General features: G+C 61.1%; 15 protein-coding genes. 6 read left to right on the forward strand and 9 right to left on the reverse strand.

What is annotated here, in order from left to right:
- Positions 1 to 122 precede the first annotated feature (122 nt).
- The 7 genes from AB9L16_RS23665 to bioB all read right to left on the reverse strand — a co-directional run bounded on the left by AB9L16_RS23665 (position 123) and on the right by bioB (position 7,192).
- Positions 123 to 1,928: a phenylacyl-CoA dehydrogenase gene (locus AB9L16_RS23665; RefSeq protein ID WP_024014564.1), complete on the reverse strand. Its 1,806-nt coding sequence runs from the start codon at positions 1,926 to 1,928 to the stop codon at positions 123 to 125.
- A 274-nt stretch (positions 1,929 to 2,202) separates the two neighbouring features.
- Positions 2,203 to 2,499: a hypothetical protein gene (locus tag AB9L16_RS23670; protein ID WP_016772865.1), complete on the reverse strand. Its 297-nt coding sequence runs from the start codon at positions 2,497 to 2,499 to the stop codon at positions 2,203 to 2,205.
- Positions 2,500 to 2,607: 108 nt separating this feature from the next.
- Positions 2,608 to 3,288 carry a dethiobiotin synthase gene (bioD, locus tag AB9L16_RS23675; RefSeq protein WP_041476721.1) on the reverse strand — a complete coding sequence of 227 codons (681 nt, stop codon included), beginning with the start codon at positions 3,286 to 3,288 and terminating at the stop codon, positions 2,608 to 2,610.
- A complete protein-coding gene (gene bioC / locus AB9L16_RS23680; protein WP_375122783.1) occupies positions 3,285 to 4,094 on the reverse strand; it encodes a malonyl-ACP O-methyltransferase BioC in 810 nt (269 codons plus the stop codon). Before bioC ends, bioD begins: the two co-directional genes overlap by 4 nt.
- Positions 4,087 to 4,806 carry an alpha/beta fold hydrolase gene (locus tag AB9L16_RS23685; RefSeq protein WP_375122784.1) on the reverse strand — a complete coding sequence of 240 codons (720 nt, stop codon included), beginning with the start codon at positions 4,804 to 4,806 and terminating at the stop codon, positions 4,087 to 4,089. Before AB9L16_RS23685 ends, bioC begins: the two co-directional genes overlap by 8 nt.
- Positions 4,799 to 5,977 carry an 8-amino-7-oxononanoate synthase gene (gene bioF, locus AB9L16_RS23690; protein ID WP_252879002.1) on the reverse strand — a complete coding sequence of 393 codons (1,179 nt, stop codon included), beginning with the start codon at positions 5,975 to 5,977 and terminating at the stop codon, positions 4,799 to 4,801. Before bioF ends, AB9L16_RS23685 begins: the two co-directional genes overlap by 8 nt.
- 159 nt (positions 5,978 to 6,136) lie before the next feature.
- A complete protein-coding gene (gene bioB, locus AB9L16_RS23695; RefSeq protein ID WP_056786610.1) occupies positions 6,137 to 7,192 on the reverse strand; it encodes a biotin synthase BioB in 1,056 nt (351 codons plus the stop codon).
- Positions 7,193 to 7,283: 91 nt separating this feature from the next.
- Between bioB and AB9L16_RS23700 the strand changes: the two genes are divergently transcribed.
- The 5 genes from AB9L16_RS23700 (at position 7,284) to rarD (ending at position 13,162) form a co-directional block, all read left to right on the forward strand.
- Entirely contained in the window at positions 7,284 to 8,018 is a 735-nt protein-coding gene (locus AB9L16_RS23700; RefSeq protein WP_375122785.1) for a ComF family protein, read from the forward strand.
- 186 nt (positions 8,019 to 8,204) lie between these two features.
- Positions 8,205 to 8,969 carry a TOBE domain-containing protein gene (locus AB9L16_RS23705; RefSeq protein WP_375122786.1) on the forward strand — a complete coding sequence of 255 codons (765 nt, stop codon included), beginning with the start codon at positions 8,205 to 8,207 and terminating at the stop codon, positions 8,967 to 8,969.
- 69 nt (positions 8,970 to 9,038) lie between these two features.
- Entirely contained in the window at positions 9,039 to 10,940 is a 1,902-nt protein-coding gene (locus AB9L16_RS23710; protein ID WP_064361248.1) for a PhoX family phosphatase, read from the forward strand.
- A gap of 165 nt (positions 10,941 to 11,105) precedes the next feature.
- Positions 11,106 to 12,080, forward strand: coding sequence for a serine/threonine protein kinase (locus tag AB9L16_RS23715; protein WP_375122787.1), 975 nt, complete (start codon positions 11,106 to 11,108; stop codon positions 12,078 to 12,080).
- Positions 12,081 to 12,274: 194 nt separating this feature from the next.
- Entirely contained in the window at positions 12,275 to 13,162 is an 888-nt protein-coding gene (gene rarD, locus AB9L16_RS23720) for an EamA family transporter RarD (protein ID WP_041476730.1), read from the forward strand.
- A 223-nt stretch (positions 13,163 to 13,385) separates the two neighbouring features.
- Here the strand turns inward: rarD and AB9L16_RS23725 are convergent, their stop codons facing one another.
- On the reverse strand, positions 13,386 to 13,904 hold the full coding sequence (locus tag AB9L16_RS23725; protein ID WP_016772854.1) for a glycine cleavage system protein R: 519 nt from the start codon (positions 13,902 to 13,904) through the stop codon (positions 13,386 to 13,388).
- 640 nt (positions 13,905 to 14,544) lie between these two features.
- On the opposite strand from AB9L16_RS23725, the gene AB9L16_RS23730 reads away from it, so the two are divergent.
- A complete protein-coding gene (locus tag AB9L16_RS23730) occupies positions 14,545 to 16,722 on the forward strand; it encodes a malate synthase G (protein ID WP_056786595.1) in 2,178 nt (725 codons plus the stop codon).
- 263 nt (positions 16,723 to 16,985) lie between these two features.
- Here the strand turns inward: AB9L16_RS23730 and AB9L16_RS23735 are convergent, their stop codons facing one another.
- Positions 16,986 to 17,432, reverse strand: a complete 447-nt coding sequence (locus AB9L16_RS23735) for a response regulator (RefSeq protein ID WP_016772851.1) — start codon at positions 17,430 to 17,432, stop codon at positions 16,986 to 16,988.
- Between the last annotated feature and the right edge of the window lie 37 nt (positions 17,433 to 17,469).

Here is a 17,469-nt window from a genome sequence, read left to right on the forward strand (position 1 = left end):
TGTGATCCAGATCACACACGGTCTCTGTAACGGCCGGAAGCTCGACTATCTGAGCGATCCGCAAACAAAAAAACCGCTGCCCCCTAACGGGAGCAGCGGTTTTCGTCAGACTGCGTTAAGGCTTAGTAGCCCAGCGCGAAGTCTTCTTCCTTCATGTCCATCAGGTTGCCAGCACCCGACAGCATAGTGGCCACGTGCGTACGGGTACGCGGCAGGATGCGCTGGAAGTAGAAGCGCGCGGTTTGCAGCTTGGCGGTGTAGAACGCCTCGTCGCTGGTGCCGGCAGCCAGTTTTTCCGCAGCCAGACGTGCCATGTCTGCCCAGAAGTAGGCCAGGCAGGCATAACCGGAGTACATCAGGTAATCCACGGAGGCCGCGCCGACTTCTTCGCGATCTTTCATGGCAGCCATACCGACCTTCATGGTTAGCTCGCCCCACTCTTTATTCAGTGCAGCCAGCGGCGCGACGAATTCCTGGACGGCTTCGTTGCCTTCGTTGGTCTGGCAGAACTTGTGGACGATCTTGGTGAAGCCTTTCAGAGCCTCGCCTTGAGTCATCAGCACTTTGCGGCCGAGCAGGTCGAGGGCCTGGATGCCCGTGGTGCCTTCGTACAGCATCGAAATGCGGCTGTCGCGAACGTTCTGCTCCATGCCCCACTCGGCGATGAAGCCGTGGCCGCCGTAGATCTGCACGCCGTGGTTGGCGGCTTCGAAACCGACTTCGGTCATGAACGCTTTGGCGATCGGGGTCATGAACGCCAGCAGTGCGTCGGCCTTCTTCTTCTCTTCTTCATCAACGCCGTATTTGACGATGTCGACCTGCTTCGCAGTGAAGTAGACCATCGCGCGATTGCCTTCGGCGAACGCCTTCATGGTCAACAGCATACGGCGCACGTCCGGGTGGACGATGATCGGGTCAGCGGCCTTGTCCGGTGCTTTCGGGCCAGTCAGCGAGCGCATTTGCAGGCGATCACGAGCGTATTTCAGACCGCCCTGGAAGCCGATTTCGGCGTGAGCCAGACCTTGCAGTGCGGTACCGAGGCGAGCGGTGTTCATAAAGGTGAACATGCAGTTCAGACCTTTGTTCGCCGGGCCGATCAGGTAACCGGTGGCGCCGTCGAAGTTCATCACGCAAGTGGCGTTGCCGTGGATGCCCATCTTGTGTTCCAGCGAACCGCAGCTCACTGCGTTGCGCGCGCCAATGGTGCCATCGGCGTTTGGCAGGAACTTTGGAACGATGAACAGCGAGATGCCTTTGGTGCCAGCCGGAGCATCCGGCAGACGCGCCAGTACGATGTGGACGATGTTATCGGCCATGTCGTGTTCGCCGGCCGAGATGAAGATCTTGGTGCCGGAAACTTTGTAGGAACCGTCGGCCTGAGGCTCGGCCTTGGTGCGCAGCATGCCCAGGTCGGTGCCGCAGTGCGGTTCGGTCAGGCACATGGTGCCGGTCCATTCGCCGGAGACCAGTTTGGTCAGATAGGCTTCCTGCTGCTCTGGGGTGCCGTGCTCGGAGATGGTGTTCATCGCACCGTGCGACAGACCTGGGTACATGCCCCACGACCAGTTGGCTTCGCCGACCATTTCGCTCACCGCCAGACCCAGCGACTCAGGCAGGCCCTGACCGCCGTGCTCGACGTCGTGCGCCAGGCTTGGCCAGCCGCCTTCGACGAATTGCTTGTACGCCTCTTTGAAGCCAGTCGGGGTTTTCACGCCGGACTCGCTCCAGGTGCAGCCTTCGATGTCGCCCACGCGGTTCAGCGGCGCCAGTACCTGCTCACAAAACTTGGCGCCTTCCTCGAGGATGGCGTCAACCATGTCCGGCGTGGCGTCTGCGCACGCTGGCAGGCTCTGATAGTGCGCTTCGTAGCCGAGCAGTTCGTCACGAACGAAGCGAATATCACGCAAGGGGGCCTTGTAGTCAGGCATAGCGATAAACCTCTGCTGATGTAACCGGGAATGAACGACCGTGTTGAATTGTTGTGACGGTCAAACAGTTGTTTGAAACATACGTTTACGCCGAAATCTTGTCAAGCATCGATCTTTTGCCGTTCGTCATCACGCTCTCCAAATGCCGGAGACGACAAATCGCCGCGACTTGATATAAGCCACGGGCGTTGTAAAAAGATTAGTTGAGCAAGAAGGACTTAAACGAAAAACGCCGCGACAGGGCGCGGCGTTTCGGGGTCTACAACAAATTCGATCAGGCGAAGGTATCGATGATCGTCCCGAGCACTTCGTCGGATGCCTTGGCCACCTTCACACCCAGCTCTGCCTGGATCTTGCCCTGCGACAGCTCGACGATATTGCTCGCCAGATCCGATTCTTGTGCGCGATCCACACCGCGCAGGCGATTGACCTGCACTTCGGACGACTGGCTGGTCACCGAACGTTCGATAGTGTTGTTGGCGATCTGGCTGGCAGCCTGATCGACGCGGTTCTGCCCGGACTGAATCGAGCTCAGTCCCGCATAAAAAGCTGTGTTGCCGGAGATTTCCATAGTCACTCTCATCCCTGCAAAGGATCAATGCTCGCCATTGAAGCAGACGCGCCAGCAAAACACCCGTCAAAAACACTAATGGCACAGTGCCTGTTCATAGGCAAAAGCTTAGTCGAGCAAATCCAGTTGCAAATGCTCGGCGACCGCTTCGGCGCTCAACGCCTTGAGTTTCGGCACCCGGCCCAGGCATGGCGCGGGAATGCGCTCGGCCAGGGTCGCGAGGTTTTCCTCCAGCCGCGAAGTTTTCGGATCGATGATATTCGCCACCCACCCCGCCAATTGCAGACCATCGCGGGCAATGGCCTCGGCGGTCAGCAAAGCATGACTGATGCACCCCAGCCTCACGCCCACCACCAGAATCACTGGCAGCTTCAGTGCAATCGCCAGGTCAGAGAGATTGTCCTGATCGGCCAACGGCACACGCCAGCCGCCCGCGCCTTCGATCAGGGTGAAATCGGCGTTCATCGCCAGAATCCCGCGCATCGGCGCCAGCAGCGATTGCACCGTCAGCGCTACACCTGCTTCGCGCGCCGCCAGATGCGGAGCGATCGCTGGCTCGAACGCCACCGGGTTGACCTGTTGATAAGTCAGCGGCAACGAACATTCGGCCAACAGCGCCAAGGCATCGGAATTACGCAAGCCTTTGGGCGTGACGTCGCAACCCGATGCCACCGGTTTGCCCGCCGCCGTGCTCAAGCCTGCCGACCGCGCCGCATGGAGCAATCCGGCAGCAACGGTGGTTTTGCCGACATCGGTGTCGGTACCGGTGACGAAATAGGCTGCGCTCATAGAGGTTTCTCCAACACGGCGTATACCACCTGATACGTTGCCGGCAGCCCCGACGCCTGACGGAACCGCTCGTACGCGTCGATCAGCCCGAGAATCCGCGCCCGTCCGGTCAAACCGCCCGGCCGGCCGGGATTCAGATTGTGTGCGCCCAGCGCTTTCAACTCATGAGTCAGGCTGCGCACATCCGGGTAATGCAACACGTGCGGCTGATTCTGCAGCGCCAAAATGCGCATGCCACTGCCGGCACATAACTGCTCATAGCGGGCGAAGGCGCGGAAGCGATTGACGTGCACCAGCCCGTCGATCTGCTGCCAACTCTCACGCAACTCGAACAGCGTCCCTGTACAAAGACTAGCAAACGCAAAAATCCCCCCCGGTTTAAGCACGCGCAAGGCTTCGCTGAGCACCGCCTCGAAGTCGGCGCACCACTGCACTGCAAGGCTGGAGAAAATCAGATCGACGCTCGCATCCTGCAACGGCAGCCGTTCGGCATCGCCAGCAATGAAATGCTCAGCGCCACCCAACGGCCGTGCGTGATTGAGCATGCCCTCGGCAATGTCCAGCGCGACACCGCTGCCCTGGGTGAAACGCGAGGCCAGCGCACGAGTGAAATAGCCGGTGCCGCAACCGAGATCGAGCCACCGCGACGGCATGAAACTTCCAGGCAAACGCTCAAGCAGCTGCGTGCCGACGTCACGCTGAAACTCGGCGACGCTGTCGTAACTGGCCGCAGCGCGGGAAAAAGACGCCGCCACCTGGCGCTTGTCGGGCAAGCCCCCAGGCAGCACAAGGGACAGATCAGTCATCAGCGCACTCATGTAGAAACGCCTGGATCGCGCCCGCGACTCCATGCGGGTCTTCCAGCAGAAAAGCATGGCTGGCCTGTTCGATCAGACCAATTTCGATATCCGGCAACAGCGCGAACAATGCGCCGGCCGCTTCCGCCGGGACCAGCGCGTCCTGTCCGCCGAACAGATGAAACTGCGGGCCGCGAAACCCCTGCAACGCCTGGCGTGTGTCCAGTTGCGCGAGCAGCTCCAGCCCTGCCATCAGCGCGGCCGGTGCGCCAGCGAGCAGCAAGCGCGACAAGCCACGCGGGTCTGGTGAACCTTGCGCACATAGCAGAGCGAAGCGCTTGAGCGTGGTACGCGGATCGGCCTGGCAACCGGCAAGAAACGCATCGAAGGTCTCGCCAGGCATCGCGTTCGGCCACTGCTCATGGGCGACAAACGCAGGGTTGCTCGCCAGCGTCAGCAGCCCGCAGCACGCCTCGCCGCGTCGTGCCGCCAACTCAGACGCGAGCATGCCGCCCAGAGACCAGCCACCAAGCCAGATTTCCTGCGGAATGCGCGCATCGAGTTCGTCGAGCCAGTCTTCAAGGTCAGCGGAGTCCAGCTCCGGCAGCGGTTCGATCTCGACTTGCAGATGTTCGTCGAGGCCGCGCAATGCTGCGGCCAGCGGTTCCAGCGGCGACACGCCGAGGCCCCAGCCGGGCAGCAGGATCAGACGATTACGCATGGCTTGGCTCCAACGACAATCGGGCGAAACAATCTGCCAGCCCATCCAGCAACTGTTGCACCTGCGCCTCGCTGTGGGCGGCGGTCAGCGTGACGCGCAACCGCGCGCTGCCGGCCGGCACGGTCGGTGGGCGAATTGCGGTCACCATCAAGCCGCGCTCGCGGAGCATTTGCGACAGCCGCACCGCGCGGCCGGCATCGCCGATCATGATCGGCTGGATCGGCGTGAAGCTGTCCATCAGCTCCAGCCCGATCTGCTCGGCGCCGTGGCGGAACTGGCGGACCAGTGTCTGCAAATGCTCACGGCGCCAGTGTTCGCTGCGCAACAGCTCGAGGCTTTTCAGCGTCGCGCAGGCCAGCGCCGGCGGTTGGCTGGTGGTGTAGATGTACGGGCGGGCGAACTGGATCAGGCTTTCGATCAACTCTTCGCTGCCAGCGACAAAGGCCCCGGCGGTGCCGAAGGCTTTGCCGAGGGTGCCGACCAGCACCGGCACGTCGTCCTGGCTCAGGCCGTAATGCTCGACGATGCCGCCACCGTTGGCGCCCAATGGGCCGAAGCCGTGGGCATCGTCGACCATCAGCCACGCGCCTTTGGCCTTGGCCGCGCGGGCCAGCGCCGGCAGGTCGGCGATGTCACCGTCCATGCTGAATACGCCATCGGTGACCACCAGCGTGTTGCCGGTGGCTTTCTCCAGGCGCTTGACCAGACTTTCGGCGTCGTTGTGCAGATAGCGATTGAAACGCGCGCCGGACAACAGGCCCGCGTCCAGCAACGAAGCGTGATTGAGCCGGTCTTCGAGCACCGTATCGCCCTGCCCGACCAGCGCGGTGACCGCGCCGAGGTTGGCCATGTAGCCGGTGGTGAACAGCAGTGCACGTGGGCGCCCGGTCAGATCGGCGAGCGCTTCTTCCAGCGCGTGATGCGGGCTGCTGTGGCCGATCACCAGATGCGACGCGCCACCGCCGACACCCCAACGTTCAGCGCCGGCGCGCCAGGCTTCGATCACCTGCGGATGATTGGCCAGGCCCAAATAGTCGTTGTTGCAGAAAGCGAGCAGCGGCTGGCCGTCAACCACGACTTGCGGGCCTTGCGGCGAGTCGAGCAGCGGGCGGTGGCGATAAAGGTTGTCGGCACGACGGGCAGCAAGGCGTGCGGCGAGATCGAATGACATGCAGGCCTCGATTTTCAAATGACACAGATCCCCTGTGGGAGCGAGCCTGCTCGCGAATGGGCGTCACATCCAACATGGATATTCGCGGCCAAACCGCTTTCGCGAGCAGGCTCGCTCCCACAGGGGTTTTGCATTCCTTCAGCGCAATCCGTGCAGCTTTTAGATGGCAGCGTTATAGAACTGCTCGCTGCTCTTCTGCTCCACCAGCGCCTGCTCGATCGCCGCTTGGTGCACTTCATCCGCGTGCTCTTCGCGAGCCTCCGGCTGGATACCGAGGCGTGCGAACAGCTGCATGTCCTTGTCCGCCTGCGGGTTGGCGGTGGTGAGCAATTTGTCGCCGTAGAAAATCGAGTTGGCGCCGGCGAAAAATGCCAGGGCCTGCATCTGCTCGTTCATCGCTTCGCGACCGGCGGACAGGCGCACGTGGGATTGCGGCATGAGGATGCGCGCGACGGCGAGCATGCGGATGAAGTCGAACGGGTCGATGTCTTCGGCGTTTTCCAGCGGCGTGCCGGCGACTTTCACCAGCATGTTGATCGGCACCGACTCCGGGTGCTCCGGCAGGTTGGCCAACTGGATCAGCAGATTGGCGCGATCGTCCAGCGATTCGCCCATACCAAGAATGCCGCCGGAGCAGATTTTCATTCCCGACTCGCGTACATAGGCCAGCGTCTGCAGACGTTCGCTGTAAGTACGGGTGGTGATGATGCTGCCGTAGAACTCCGGCGAGGTGTCGAGGTTGTGGTTGTAGTAATCGAGACCGGCCTTGGCCAGCGCTTCGGTCTGCTCCTGATCGAGACGGCCGAGGGTCATGCAGGTTTCCAGGCCGAGGGCTTTTACTCCTTCAACCATCTTCAACACATACGGCATGTCTTTGGCGGATGGATGTTTCCACGCTGCGCCCATGCAGAACCGCGTCGAACCAATGGCTTTCGCGCGGGCCGCCTCTTCGAGGACCTTCTGCACTTCCATCAGTTTTTCTTTTTCCAGCCCGGTGTTGTAGTGCCCGGACTGCGGGCAGTACTTGCAGTCTTCCGGGCAGGCACCGGTCTTGATCGACAGCAGTGTCGAGACCTGCACGCGGTTGGCGTTGAAATGTGCGCGGTGCACCGTTTGCGCCTGGAACAGCAAGTCGTTGAATGGCTGTACGAAGAGTGCTTTGACTTCGGCCAGAGACCAATCGTGACGCAGGGTGGCGGTGGTGCTCGCGCTCATGGGCAATTCCTTGGTTATGCTTGGCTGGCGCCGGGGGAAACGGAATACCCACAGGCGCTACACGGATGTTCGGCATATTTAAGGAAGAGCGATGCGCTGTCAACCGCAACACCAAGGACAGGTTTACATCTGTTTAAAAAACGTACAGACCTGTTTGCTGTGCGATGAGCCCGCAGAAGCACAAATGGCAATGTGCGAGGCCTGCGAAACCGAGCTGCCCTGGCTCGGCAGTCACTGCCAGACCTGCGCTTTGCCACTGGCGGTGGAGGGCCTGACTTGCGGCGAATGCCTGCTAGAGCCTCCGGCCTTCGAACAGGTCGCCGTGCCCTGGGTTTATGGCTTCCCCGTGGACAGTCTGATTACACGGTTTAAACACAACGCGAAATGGCCGTTTGGTCACCTGCTCGCCGACGTTCTCGGCCAATACCTGCAGCATCGCTTCGCCGAGGACTTGCCGCGCCCCGATGTGTTGCTACCGGTGCCGTTGGCGAATAAACGACTGCGTCGGCGAGGATTCAATCAAGCGGCGATGCTCGCGCGCTGGTTGAGTGTTTCGCTGGATTTGCCGTGCGAAGAACAGCTGCTGCGGCGAGTCATCGACACCGACGCCCAGCAGGATCTCGACGCCAAGGCGCGCAAACGCAACTTGCGCAATGCCTTTGCGCTGGCGCCTGACGCGCAGGTCAGTGGCCGCCATTGCGCGCTGGTTGACGACGTCCTGACTACTGGAGCAACCGCTCAGGCATTGGCGCGGTTGCTGATGAATGCAGGTGCGGCGCGGGTTGATGTGTATTGCCTGGCCCGTACGCCGAAGCCCGGTACCTGAAGCGAATACAGATATCGTGTGGGAGCGAGCCTGCTCGCGAATGGGCATCACATTCAACAAAGCTGTTGTTGGTCAAACCGCTTTCGCGAGCAGGCTCGCTCCCACAGGGGGCTTTGCGTCAGGCTTGACTCATGCGTTGCAAGTGGCCAACGTCCCTCTCATCGCCCGAGCCAGAAGCGTTCTGCCATGTCCCTGCCCACCCTGCTGTCCCAGCACATCGTCCGCCGCCCGCAGCGCATTGCCCTGCTGCAACACATCGCCGAGCAAGGCTCGATCACCCGTGCGGCGAAGAGCGCGGGGCTCAGTTACAAGGCGGCGTGGGATGCAATCGATGAGCTGAACAACCTGGCGCAGAAACCCTTGGTCGAGCGCGTGGTGGGCGGCAAGGGTGGCGGTGGCGCCAGATTGTCCAGCGAGGGCGAGCGAGTGCTGCGCCTGTATCAGAAATTGCAGGCGTTGCAGGCACAGGTGCTGGAAGCGGCGGAAGACGCCAGTGATCTCGACCTGCTCGGGCGGCTGATGCTCAGGACCAGTGCGCGCAATCAGCTACATGGCACGGTGGCAGCGATTCAGGCGCAGGGTCGCAATGACTTGATCCGCCTTGAACTGGCCGAAGGCATTGCTCTGGAGGCGCAGATCACCCACGACAGCACCGTGCATCTGGAATTGCAGGTCGGTACCGAAGTGATGGCGCTGATCAAGGCTGGCTGGCTTGAGTTGCTCGGCGCCGATCAGCCGGCCACGCCCGGACACAATGTCCTGCGCGGCACCATCGAAGCCATCCTCGATGCCGAGGACGGTCCCAGCGAGGTGCGCATTTCCCTGCCCAACGGCCAGACACTTTGCGCCTTGGCCGAACCGCTGCACTTGCGCAGCCACGGGCTGGACGTCGGCAATTCGGTGCAGGTGCAATGCGCGCCGTCCAACGTGCTGATCGGCACGCCGCTCTGATTTGTCTTGCCACAAAAGCGTCATCGACCCGCATTAAGGTGTTGCCCATAACCAAGCAGGGAGCCTGATGTGAGCCTATTAGAAGAAAACCAATCCACTGATCTGGAAAAAATGGTCGGCCTCAGCCGTCGCGGTTTCATCAGCGCCGGTGCCTTGTGCGGCGCGGCGATGTTCCTCGGCGGCAACTTGCTGAGCCGCAGCGTCATGGCCGCCAGTGTCAGCGCCGGCAACAGCCGCCTGCTCGGTTTCGAAAGCATCCCGGCAGCGACCACCGACGCCATCAGCCTGCCCAAGGGCTACAAGTCTTCGGTGCTGATCAGTTGGGGCCAGCCGCTGCACAAGAACGGCCCGGCCTTCGACCCGAGCGGTAACGGCACCGCTGCCGCACAGGAAGTGCAGTTCGGCGACAACAATGACGGCATGAGCCTGTTCGCCTTCCCGGACGACAAGAACCGCGCGCTGATGGCAATCAACAACGAATACACCAACTACCGCTACCTGTATCCGCATGGCGGCATGCCGCAGTCGGCTGAGGATGTGCGCAAGGCATTGGCCTGCGAAGGCGTGTCGGTGATCGAAGTACAGCGCAAGAACGGCCAGTGGCAATTCGTCCAGGGCTCGCGCTACAACCGTCGGATTCACGGTAACTCGCCGCTGCGCATCAGCGGTCCGGCCCGCGGCCACGACTTGATGAAAACCGCCGCCGACAAGCACGGCAAAAAAGTCCTCGGCACGTTCCAGAACTGCGCCAACGGCAAGACACCTTGGGGCACCTACCTGACCTGCGAAGAAAACTTCACCGACTGCTTCGGCAGCAGCAACGCCCAGCAGCAATTCGATGCCGCGCAAAAGCGCTACGGCGTTGTCGCCAGCAGCAAGGACATCAACTGGCACCCGCACGACCCGCGCTTCGACATGGCCAAGAACCCCAACGAGCTCAACCGTCACGGCTGGGTGGTCGAGATCGACCCATTCGATCCGCAATCGACTCCGGTCAAACGCACCGCGCTGGGCCGCTTCAAGCATGAAAACGCCGCACTCGCCGAGACCGACGATGGTCGCGCTGTGGTGTACATGGGCGACGACGAACGTGGCGAGTTCATCTACAAATTCGTCAGCCGCGACCGCATCAACCATCGCAATCAGAAAGCCAACCGCGACATCCTCGATCACGGCACGTTGTATGTAGCCAAATTCGATGCTGGCGACGGCAACCCTGATCACCCGAAAGGCCGGGGCCAGTGGATCGAACTGACCCACGGCAAGAACGGCATCGACGCCAGCAGCGGGTTTGCCGATCAGGCGGAAGTGCTGATCCACGCGCGCCTTGCCGCCAGTGTGGTTGGCGCAACACGCATGGACCGCCCGGAATGGATCGTCGTCAGCCCCAAGGACGGCCAGGTTTATTGCACCCTGACCAACAACGCCAAACGTGGCGAAGACGGTCAACCGGTGGGCGGGCCGAACCCGCGCGAGAAGAACGTCTATGGGCAGATTCTGCGCTGGCGCACCGACCGCGATGACCATGCCTCGAAGACATTCGCTTGGGATCTGTTTGTGGTCGCCGGCAACCCGGGCGTGCATGCCGGGACGCCGAAGGGTGGCTCATCGAACATCACCCCGCAGAACATGTTCAACAGCCCCGACGGTCTGGGGTTCGACAAGGCCGGACGCCTGTGGATTCTCACTGACGGCGATTCGAGCAACGCTGGCGACTTCGCCGGGATGGGCAACAACCAGATGCTCTGCGCCGATCCTGCGACCGGTGAGATTCGCCGTTTCATGGTCGGGCCGGTGGGTTGTGAAGTGACCGGAATCAGCTTCTCGCCGGATCAGAAAACCCTGTTTGTCGGCATCCAGCATCCGGGCGAAAACGGTGGTTCGACCTTCCCCGAGCACCTGCCCAACGGCAAGCCAAGGTCTTCGGTGATGGCGATTACTCGCGAGGATGGTGGGATCGTCGGCGCCTGATAAACCCTCATCGCTGGCAAGCCAGCTCCCACAGGTCTTGCGCAAAACCTGTGGGAGCTGGCTTGCCAGCGATGGCATCAGCAATGACACCAACCACCTCCCCCACTGCCATCTGCGCTACCATGCCGAGCCGGACGCAGCAGCCTGCTGCGCGCAGGAGTCAGCATGGCCCACCCGTTTGAAACCCTCACCCCCGATCTCGTCCTGGATGCCGTTGAAAGCATCGGTTTCCTCAGCGACGCGCGCATTCTGGCGCTCAACAGCTACGAAAACCGTGTGTATCAGGTCGGTATCGAAGACTCCGAGCCGCTGATTGCCAAGTTCTATCGTCCGCAGCGCTGGACCAACGAGGCCATCCTCGAAGAGCACCAGTTCACTTTCGAACTGGCCGACATCGACATCCCGGTAGTAGCGCCGCTGATCCACAACGGCGAAACCCTGCATGAGCACGCCGGTTTCCGCTTCACCCTGTTCCCGCGCCGTGGGGGCCGTGCGCCGGAGCCGGGCAACCTTGATCAGCTGTATCGCCTCGGCCAGTTGCTCGGGCGCATGCATGCGGTGGGCGGCACCAAGCCGTTCAAGTACCGCGAAGCCCTCGCCGTGCAGAACTTCGGCCATGCCTCGCTGAATACCCTGCTCGAAGGCAACTTCATTCCCAAGAGCCTGCTGCCGGCTTACGAGTCGGTTGCCCGCGACCTGCTCAAACGCGTCGAAGATGTCTACGCCGCCACGCCGCACCAGAACATCCGCATGCACGGTGACTGCCACCCCGGCAACATGATGTGCCGCGACGAGATGTTCCACATCGTCGACCTCGACGACTGCCGCATGGGCCCGGCGGTGCAGGACATCTGGATGATGCTCGCCGGCGATCGCCAGGAATGTCTCGGGCAGCTATCGGAATTGATGGACGGCTACAACGAATTCCATGATTTCGACCCGCGCGAACTGGCACTGATCGAACCGTTGCGCGCCCTGCGCCTGATGCACTACAGCGCCTGGCTGGCGCGGCGTTGGGACGACCCGGCGTTCCCGCACAGCTTTCCGTGGTTCGGCACGGAACGGTACTGGGGCGATCAGGTGCTGGCGTTGCGTGAGCAGCTGGCGGCACTGAATGAAGAGCCGCTGAAACTTTTCTGATTCAAACCTGAACCCTGTGGGAGCGAGCCTGCTCGCGATAGCGGACGGACATTCAACTTTGATGTTGGCTGACCCGACGCTATCGCGAGCAGGCTCACTCCTACATTTGTCCGGTGTTCACAAATTCACAACTCACTTGCAGACAAATCTCCTTACAATCCCTCCTTTGTCAGCTGCCTGAGCAAGGATTCTGCATGCAAGCCGCCAACCCGCGTCGCGGGTACATTCTGGGCCTGAGCGCCTACATCATCTGGGGCCTGTTCCCGATCTATTTCAAAGCCATCGCTGAAGTCCCGGCCGTCGAGATCATCATCCATCGGGTGCTGTGGTCGGCGCTGTTCGGTGCGTTGCTCCTGATGGTATGGAAACACCCGGGCTGGCTGCGCGAGCTGCTCGACAATCCAAAACGCCTGGCGATTCTGGCCCTGAGCGGCACGCTGATCGCGGCCAACTGGCTGACCTATGTCTGGTCGGTGAACAACGGCCGCATGCTCGAGGCGAGTCTGGGTTACTACATCAATCCGCTGGTCAACGTCCTGTTGGGCATGGTGATCCTTGGCGAACGGCTGCGGCGCATGCAGTGGGTCGCGGTCGGTCTCGCTGCCATCGGCGTGGCGCAGCAGGTGTGGCAGGTCGGCAGCTTGCCGTGGGTGTCGCTGGCGCTGGCGCTGACTTTCGGCTTCTACGGTCTGATCCGCAAGCAGGCGCCGGTCAAGGCGTTGCCGGGGCTGGTGGTGGAAACCTGGATGCTGGTGCCGATCGCGATCGCATGGTTGCTGTTCAATCAGACTGCCACGAGTGTGCAGCCGGCCTTCTGGACCACCTCTGAAGCCTGGTGGCTCGTGGCTGCCGGCCCGGTGACGCTGGTGCCATTGGTGTGTTTCAACGCCGCCACCCGCCACTTGCCCTACACCACCATCGGCTTCCTGCAATACATCGCGCCGACGCTGGTGTTGCTGCAAGCCGTGCTGCTGTTTGGCGAGCATTTGTCGTCCAGCACGCTGGTCGCGTTCATGTTTATCTGGGCCGGTCTGGCGGTCTACAGCGTTGATGCGTGGATAAGTTTGCGCCGGCGCGCCTGATCAAAAAACGCACAAACCTCCGCAGGCCACGGTTCTCGTGGCCTGCATCGTTCCTTCCCAAGCTTATCCACAGCGTGATCCCCGCCGTTTGTGCGCAAGTCACTGAATGTTGGCGGTTTTTTGATCAACGGGCGCAAAGCCACGGCCGGCGTGGCGTGGCGGTCTGTCTCTACAGGTTATCCACAGGCAGGTGCACGTTAAACCTGAATAACCCTGTGAACGTTTAAACCTCTGTGCGTAACACCAGTTCGACCATCAGATCATCGGCCAGGGTTTCCAGGCGCGCCTGCAACACATCCAGCGACAGCGTCAGTGGTACCGCGAGAATCGCCTCGGCGTGGAACAGCGGCTCGCTGCTCATCGGCGCCGGGCGCACTTCAGTTACCAGTCGCTCCAAGTTCACGCCCTGCTCGCTCAACAGGCGAGTGATATCACGAACGATACCCGGTCGGTCATTGCCGACCAGTTCCATGGCGATCGGTTTCCACGTGCAGGACTGCTCCACTCCGCTTTCGGCAATCAATACCCGAATGCCATGGGCCGACAGCGCTTGCAGGGCATCGACCAGTTCGTCGTAAGCCTCCGCCGGCACGCCCACGCGCAGAATCCCGGCGAACTGCCCGGCCATGCGTGACATGCGGCTTTCCAGCCAGTTGCCGCCGTGCTCGGCAATGCATTGGGCGATGCGCTCGACCTGCCCGGGCTTGTCCGGGGCGAAAACGGTGAGTACGAGATGGTCCATGGCGCAGCCCTCTTGTCATGACTTTTGTTATCGAAGGGCAAGTATAGGCAAGCGGCTTGATTCAGCCTGACCCAGTGCTGGCAGATGATGACCTGTGGCGAGGGGATTTATCCCCGTCCGGCTGCGCAGCAGTCGTGAGTCCTGCCAATTGGGTCTGCCAGCCGGACCGCAGGGGGCGGCTTCGCCACCCAAACGGGGATAAATCCCCTCGCCACAGATTCGCTCATCGCAAAGGGGGAGACGCCAAACTGCGCCATAGCAGCCAAACAGCAATTATGTGTACAACTTTCGATATTTAGCTGGAACAATCCAATGCTTTTTTGAGAACATCCCGTTCCGCGACGTGACCGCAATGCGTCATGAGGTCGCAGAACGACGTAATTAGTCTGATTTTCACAAGCGCAACTCATCATGTAGTATGCCGCAGCGCGCACTACATAACGCTGGATCGATGTCTGCCCAAGGCCCTTCGCAACCCTGAAAGCCCCGTCAGCAAGGCCTCCAAGCCGTTGATTGGTCCTAGCCCAGCCGCCAGCAATGGCATGTACTGGTCCGCAGGTTTGTGGTTTAAATGGCCGGAAGCTTCATTGTTAAATTGACGAGCTGAAAAGCGAAATAGCTGAGCAGAGTGAGGCAAGCAATGACTGAACACGTTCAAGTCGGTGGCCTGCAGGTCGCCAAAGTCCTGTTCGACTTCGTGAACAACGAAGCCATTCCCGGTACCGGCCTCACCGCCGAACAATTCTGGGAAGGTGCCGACAAGGTCATTCACGACCTGGCGCCGAAGAACAAAGCCCTACTCGCCAAACGCGATGACTTCCAGGCGCGCATCGATGCCTGGCATCAGCAGCATGCCGGCCAGGCGCACGATGCCGTGGCCTACAAAGCTTTCCTGCAAGAGATCGGTTATCTGCTGCCAGAAGCGGCTGATTTCCAGGCGACGACGCAAAACGTCGACGATGAAATCGCCCGCACCGCCGGCCCGCAACTGGTCGTGCCGGTGATGAATGCGCGCTTCGCGCTCAACGCCTCGAACGCCCGCTGGGGTTCGCTGTACGACGCCCTCTACGGCACCGACGCGATCAGCGAAGACGGTGGCGCGGAAAAAGGCAAAGGCTACAACAAGGTGCGTGGCGACAAAGTCATCGCCTTCGCCCGCGCCTTCCTCGACGAAGCCGCGCCACTGGCCGCCGGCTCCCACGTCGATTCGACCGGCTACAGGATCGCTGACGGCAAACTGGTCGTGACGCTCAAGGGCGGCAGCAACAGCGGCCTGCGCGATGACGCTCAGTTGATCGGTTTCCAGGGTGACGCCAACGCGCCGATCGCCGTTCTGCTCAAGCACAACGGCCTGCACTTCGAAATCCAGATCGATGCCAGCACTCCGGTCGGCCAGACCGATGCCGCCGGCGTCAAAGACATCCTCATGGAAGCGGCGCTGACCACGATCATGGACTGCGAAGACTCCGTGGCCGCCGTCGATGCCGACGACAAAGTGGTGATCTACCGCAACTGGCTCGGCCTGATGAAGGGCGACCTCGCGGAATCCGTGTCCAAGGGCGGCCAGACCTTCACCCGCACCATGAACCCGGATCGCACCTACACCGCGCCCAATGGCGGTGAAGTGACCCTGCACGGTCGTTCGCTGTTGTTCGTGCGCAACGTCGGCCATCTGATGACCATCGATGCGATCCTCGACAGCCAAGGCAACGAAGTACCGGAAGGTATCCTCGATGGTCTGGTGACCTGTCTGGCGGCAATGCACAACCTCAACGGCAACACTTCGCGGCGCAACACCCGCACCGGTTCGGTGTACATCGTCAAACCGAAAATGCACGGCCCGGAAGAAGCGGCGTTCACCAACGAGCTGTTCGGGCGTATCGAAGATGTCCTGCGCTTGCCGCGCAACACCCTGAAAGTCGGGATCATGGACGAGGAGCGCCGCACCACGGTCAACCTCAAGGCCTGTATCAAGGCGGCCAGCGAGCGCGTGGTGTTCATCAACACCGGTTTCCTCGACCGTACCGGCGACGAAATCCACACGTCCATGGAGGCCGGCCCAGTGGTGCGCAAGGCTGACATGAAGGCCGAGAAGTGGATCGGCGCCTACGAGAACTGGAACGTCGACATCGGTCTGAGCACCGGCCTGCAAGGTCGTGCGCAAATCGGTAAAGGCATGTGGGCGATGCCGGATCTGATGGCAGCGATGCTTGAGCAGAAAATCGCTCACCCACTCGCCGGCGCCAACACTGCCTGGGTGCCATCGCCGACTGCCGCTGCGCTGCACGCGCTGCACTACCACAAGGTCGATGTGTTTGCGCGTCAGGCCGAACTGGCCAAACGTGCGCGCGCCTCGGTGGACGACATCCTCACCATTCCACTGGCAGTGAACCCAAGCTGGACACCAGAGCAGATCAAGAACGAACTGGACAACAACGCCCAGGGCATTCTCGGTTACGTGGTGCGCTGGATCGACCAGGGTGTCGGTTGCTCCAAAGTGCCGGACATCAACGACGTCGGCCTGATGGAAGACCGTGCGACGCTGCGGATCTCCAGCCAGCACATCGCCAACTGGCTGCGCCACGGTATCGTCAGCCAAGAGCAAGTGATGGAAAGCCTCAAGCGCATGGCGCCAGTGGTTGACCGCCAGAACGCCAACGACCCGCTGTATCGCCCGCTGGCACCGGACTTCGACAGCAACATCGCCTTCCAGGCGGCGGTCGAACTGGTCATCGAAGGCACCAAGCAACCGAACGGCTACACCGAGCCGGTGCTGCACCGTCGTCGTCGTGAGTTCAAGGCCGCGAATGGTCTGTAATTTGCGCTGACGCTGGAAGTGAAAAAGGCCCTGATCGAGAGATCAGGGCCTTTTTGTTTGTGAGGTGGATTGGATTGTTGTGGTGGGCTTGAGATCCATCCCCCTCACCCCAGCCCTCTCCCCCAAGGGGTAGAGGGGAAAGGGAGCAGATTGGGGAAGTTTCAATTCCTGAGTTCGACTCATGAAATTCAGGTCGGTGTACCTCCAACATTCACCGCGGTCAGTCCCCTCTCCCTCTGGGAGAGGGTTAGGGTGAGGGGCTTCTAGGGCTCAATGCCCAATTCATGCTTCACCAACTCAAGCAACTTGCCCGTATCAATCGGCTTGAGCAGAAAATCCACCACGCTCAAATGCATCGCTTCGATCGCGTCTTTCACGTCGGCATCGCCGGAGACGATGATGATCGGCATCGCTGCCCGTACCGATTCACGCACCTGGCGAATCAGCTCGAGGCCGTCGACATTGCCCATGCGCAGGTCGGTAATCACCAGACCGATCGAAGGCTTTTCATCGAGCATTTTCAGCGCGGTTTCACCGCTGGCTGCGGTCATGCAGCGAATGCCGTCCAGCGCGAGTATCTCCGACAACAGCTCGCGGGCGTCCTTGTCGTCGTCGACGATCAGGACACGCTGCGGCGGCAGATCGGGTTCGAGCATGACTGCGCTGAGCGCTTCTCGCTCGGCGTCGCTCAAAATATCGTGGTCGGACATGGCGCTCTCTAAATGTTCAAACAATCCCTGGCAAGTC

Origin of the sequence: Pseudomonas sp. LW8 (assembly GCF_041956865.1) — a bacterium.
Lineage (GTDB): Bacteria > Pseudomonadota > Gammaproteobacteria > Pseudomonadales > Pseudomonadaceae > Aquipseudomonas > Aquipseudomonas siliginis.

Excerpts from the sequence above, each read along its gene's own strand:
- AB9L16_RS23705 (WP_375122786.1), top strand. The coding sequence starts at position 8,205 with ATGTCCCTGCCCACCCTGCTGTCCCAGCACATCGTCCGCCGCCCGCAG.
- bioB (WP_056786610.1), bottom strand. The coding sequence starts at position 7,192 with ATGAGCGCGAGCACCACCGCCACCCTGCGTCACGATTGGTCTCTGGCC.
- AB9L16_RS23700 (WP_375122785.1), top strand. The coding sequence starts at position 7,284 with ATGCGCTGTCAACCGCAACACCAAGGACAGGTTTACATCTGTTTAAAA.
- AB9L16_RS23670 (WP_016772865.1), bottom strand. The coding sequence starts at position 2,499 with ATGGAAATCTCCGGCAACACAGCTTTTTATGCGGGACTGAGCTCGATT.
- AB9L16_RS23685 (WP_375122784.1), bottom strand. The coding sequence starts at position 4,806 with ATGCGTAATCGTCTGATCCTGCTGCCCGGCTGGGGCCTCGGCGTGTCG.
- AB9L16_RS23715 (WP_375122787.1), top strand. The coding sequence starts at position 11,106 with ATGGCCCACCCGTTTGAAACCCTCACCCCCGATCTCGTCCTGGATGCC.
- rarD (WP_041476730.1), top strand. The coding sequence starts at position 12,275 with ATGCAAGCCGCCAACCCGCGTCGCGGGTACATTCTGGGCCTGAGCGCC.
- AB9L16_RS23665 (WP_024014564.1), bottom strand. The coding sequence starts at position 1,928 with ATGCCTGACTACAAGGCCCCCTTGCGTGATATTCGCTTCGTTCGTGAC.
- bioD (WP_041476721.1), bottom strand. The coding sequence starts at position 3,288 with ATGAGCGCAGCCTATTTCGTCACCGGTACCGACACCGATGTCGGCAAA.
- bioF (WP_252879002.1), bottom strand. The coding sequence starts at position 5,977 with ATGTCATTCGATCTCGCCGCACGCCTTGCTGCCCGTCGTGCCGACAAC.
- AB9L16_RS23730 (WP_056786595.1), top strand. The coding sequence starts at position 14,545 with ATGACTGAACACGTTCAAGTCGGTGGCCTGCAGGTCGCCAAAGTCCTG.
- AB9L16_RS23725 (WP_016772854.1), bottom strand. The coding sequence starts at position 13,904 with ATGGACCATCTCGTACTCACCGTTTTCGCCCCGGACAAGCCCGGGCAG.
- bioC (WP_375122783.1), bottom strand. The coding sequence starts at position 4,094 with ATGACTGATCTGTCCCTTGTGCTGCCTGGGGGCTTGCCCGACAAGCGC.
- AB9L16_RS23735 (WP_016772851.1), bottom strand. The coding sequence starts at position 17,432 with ATGTCCGACCACGATATTTTGAGCGACGCCGAGCGAGAAGCGCTCAGC.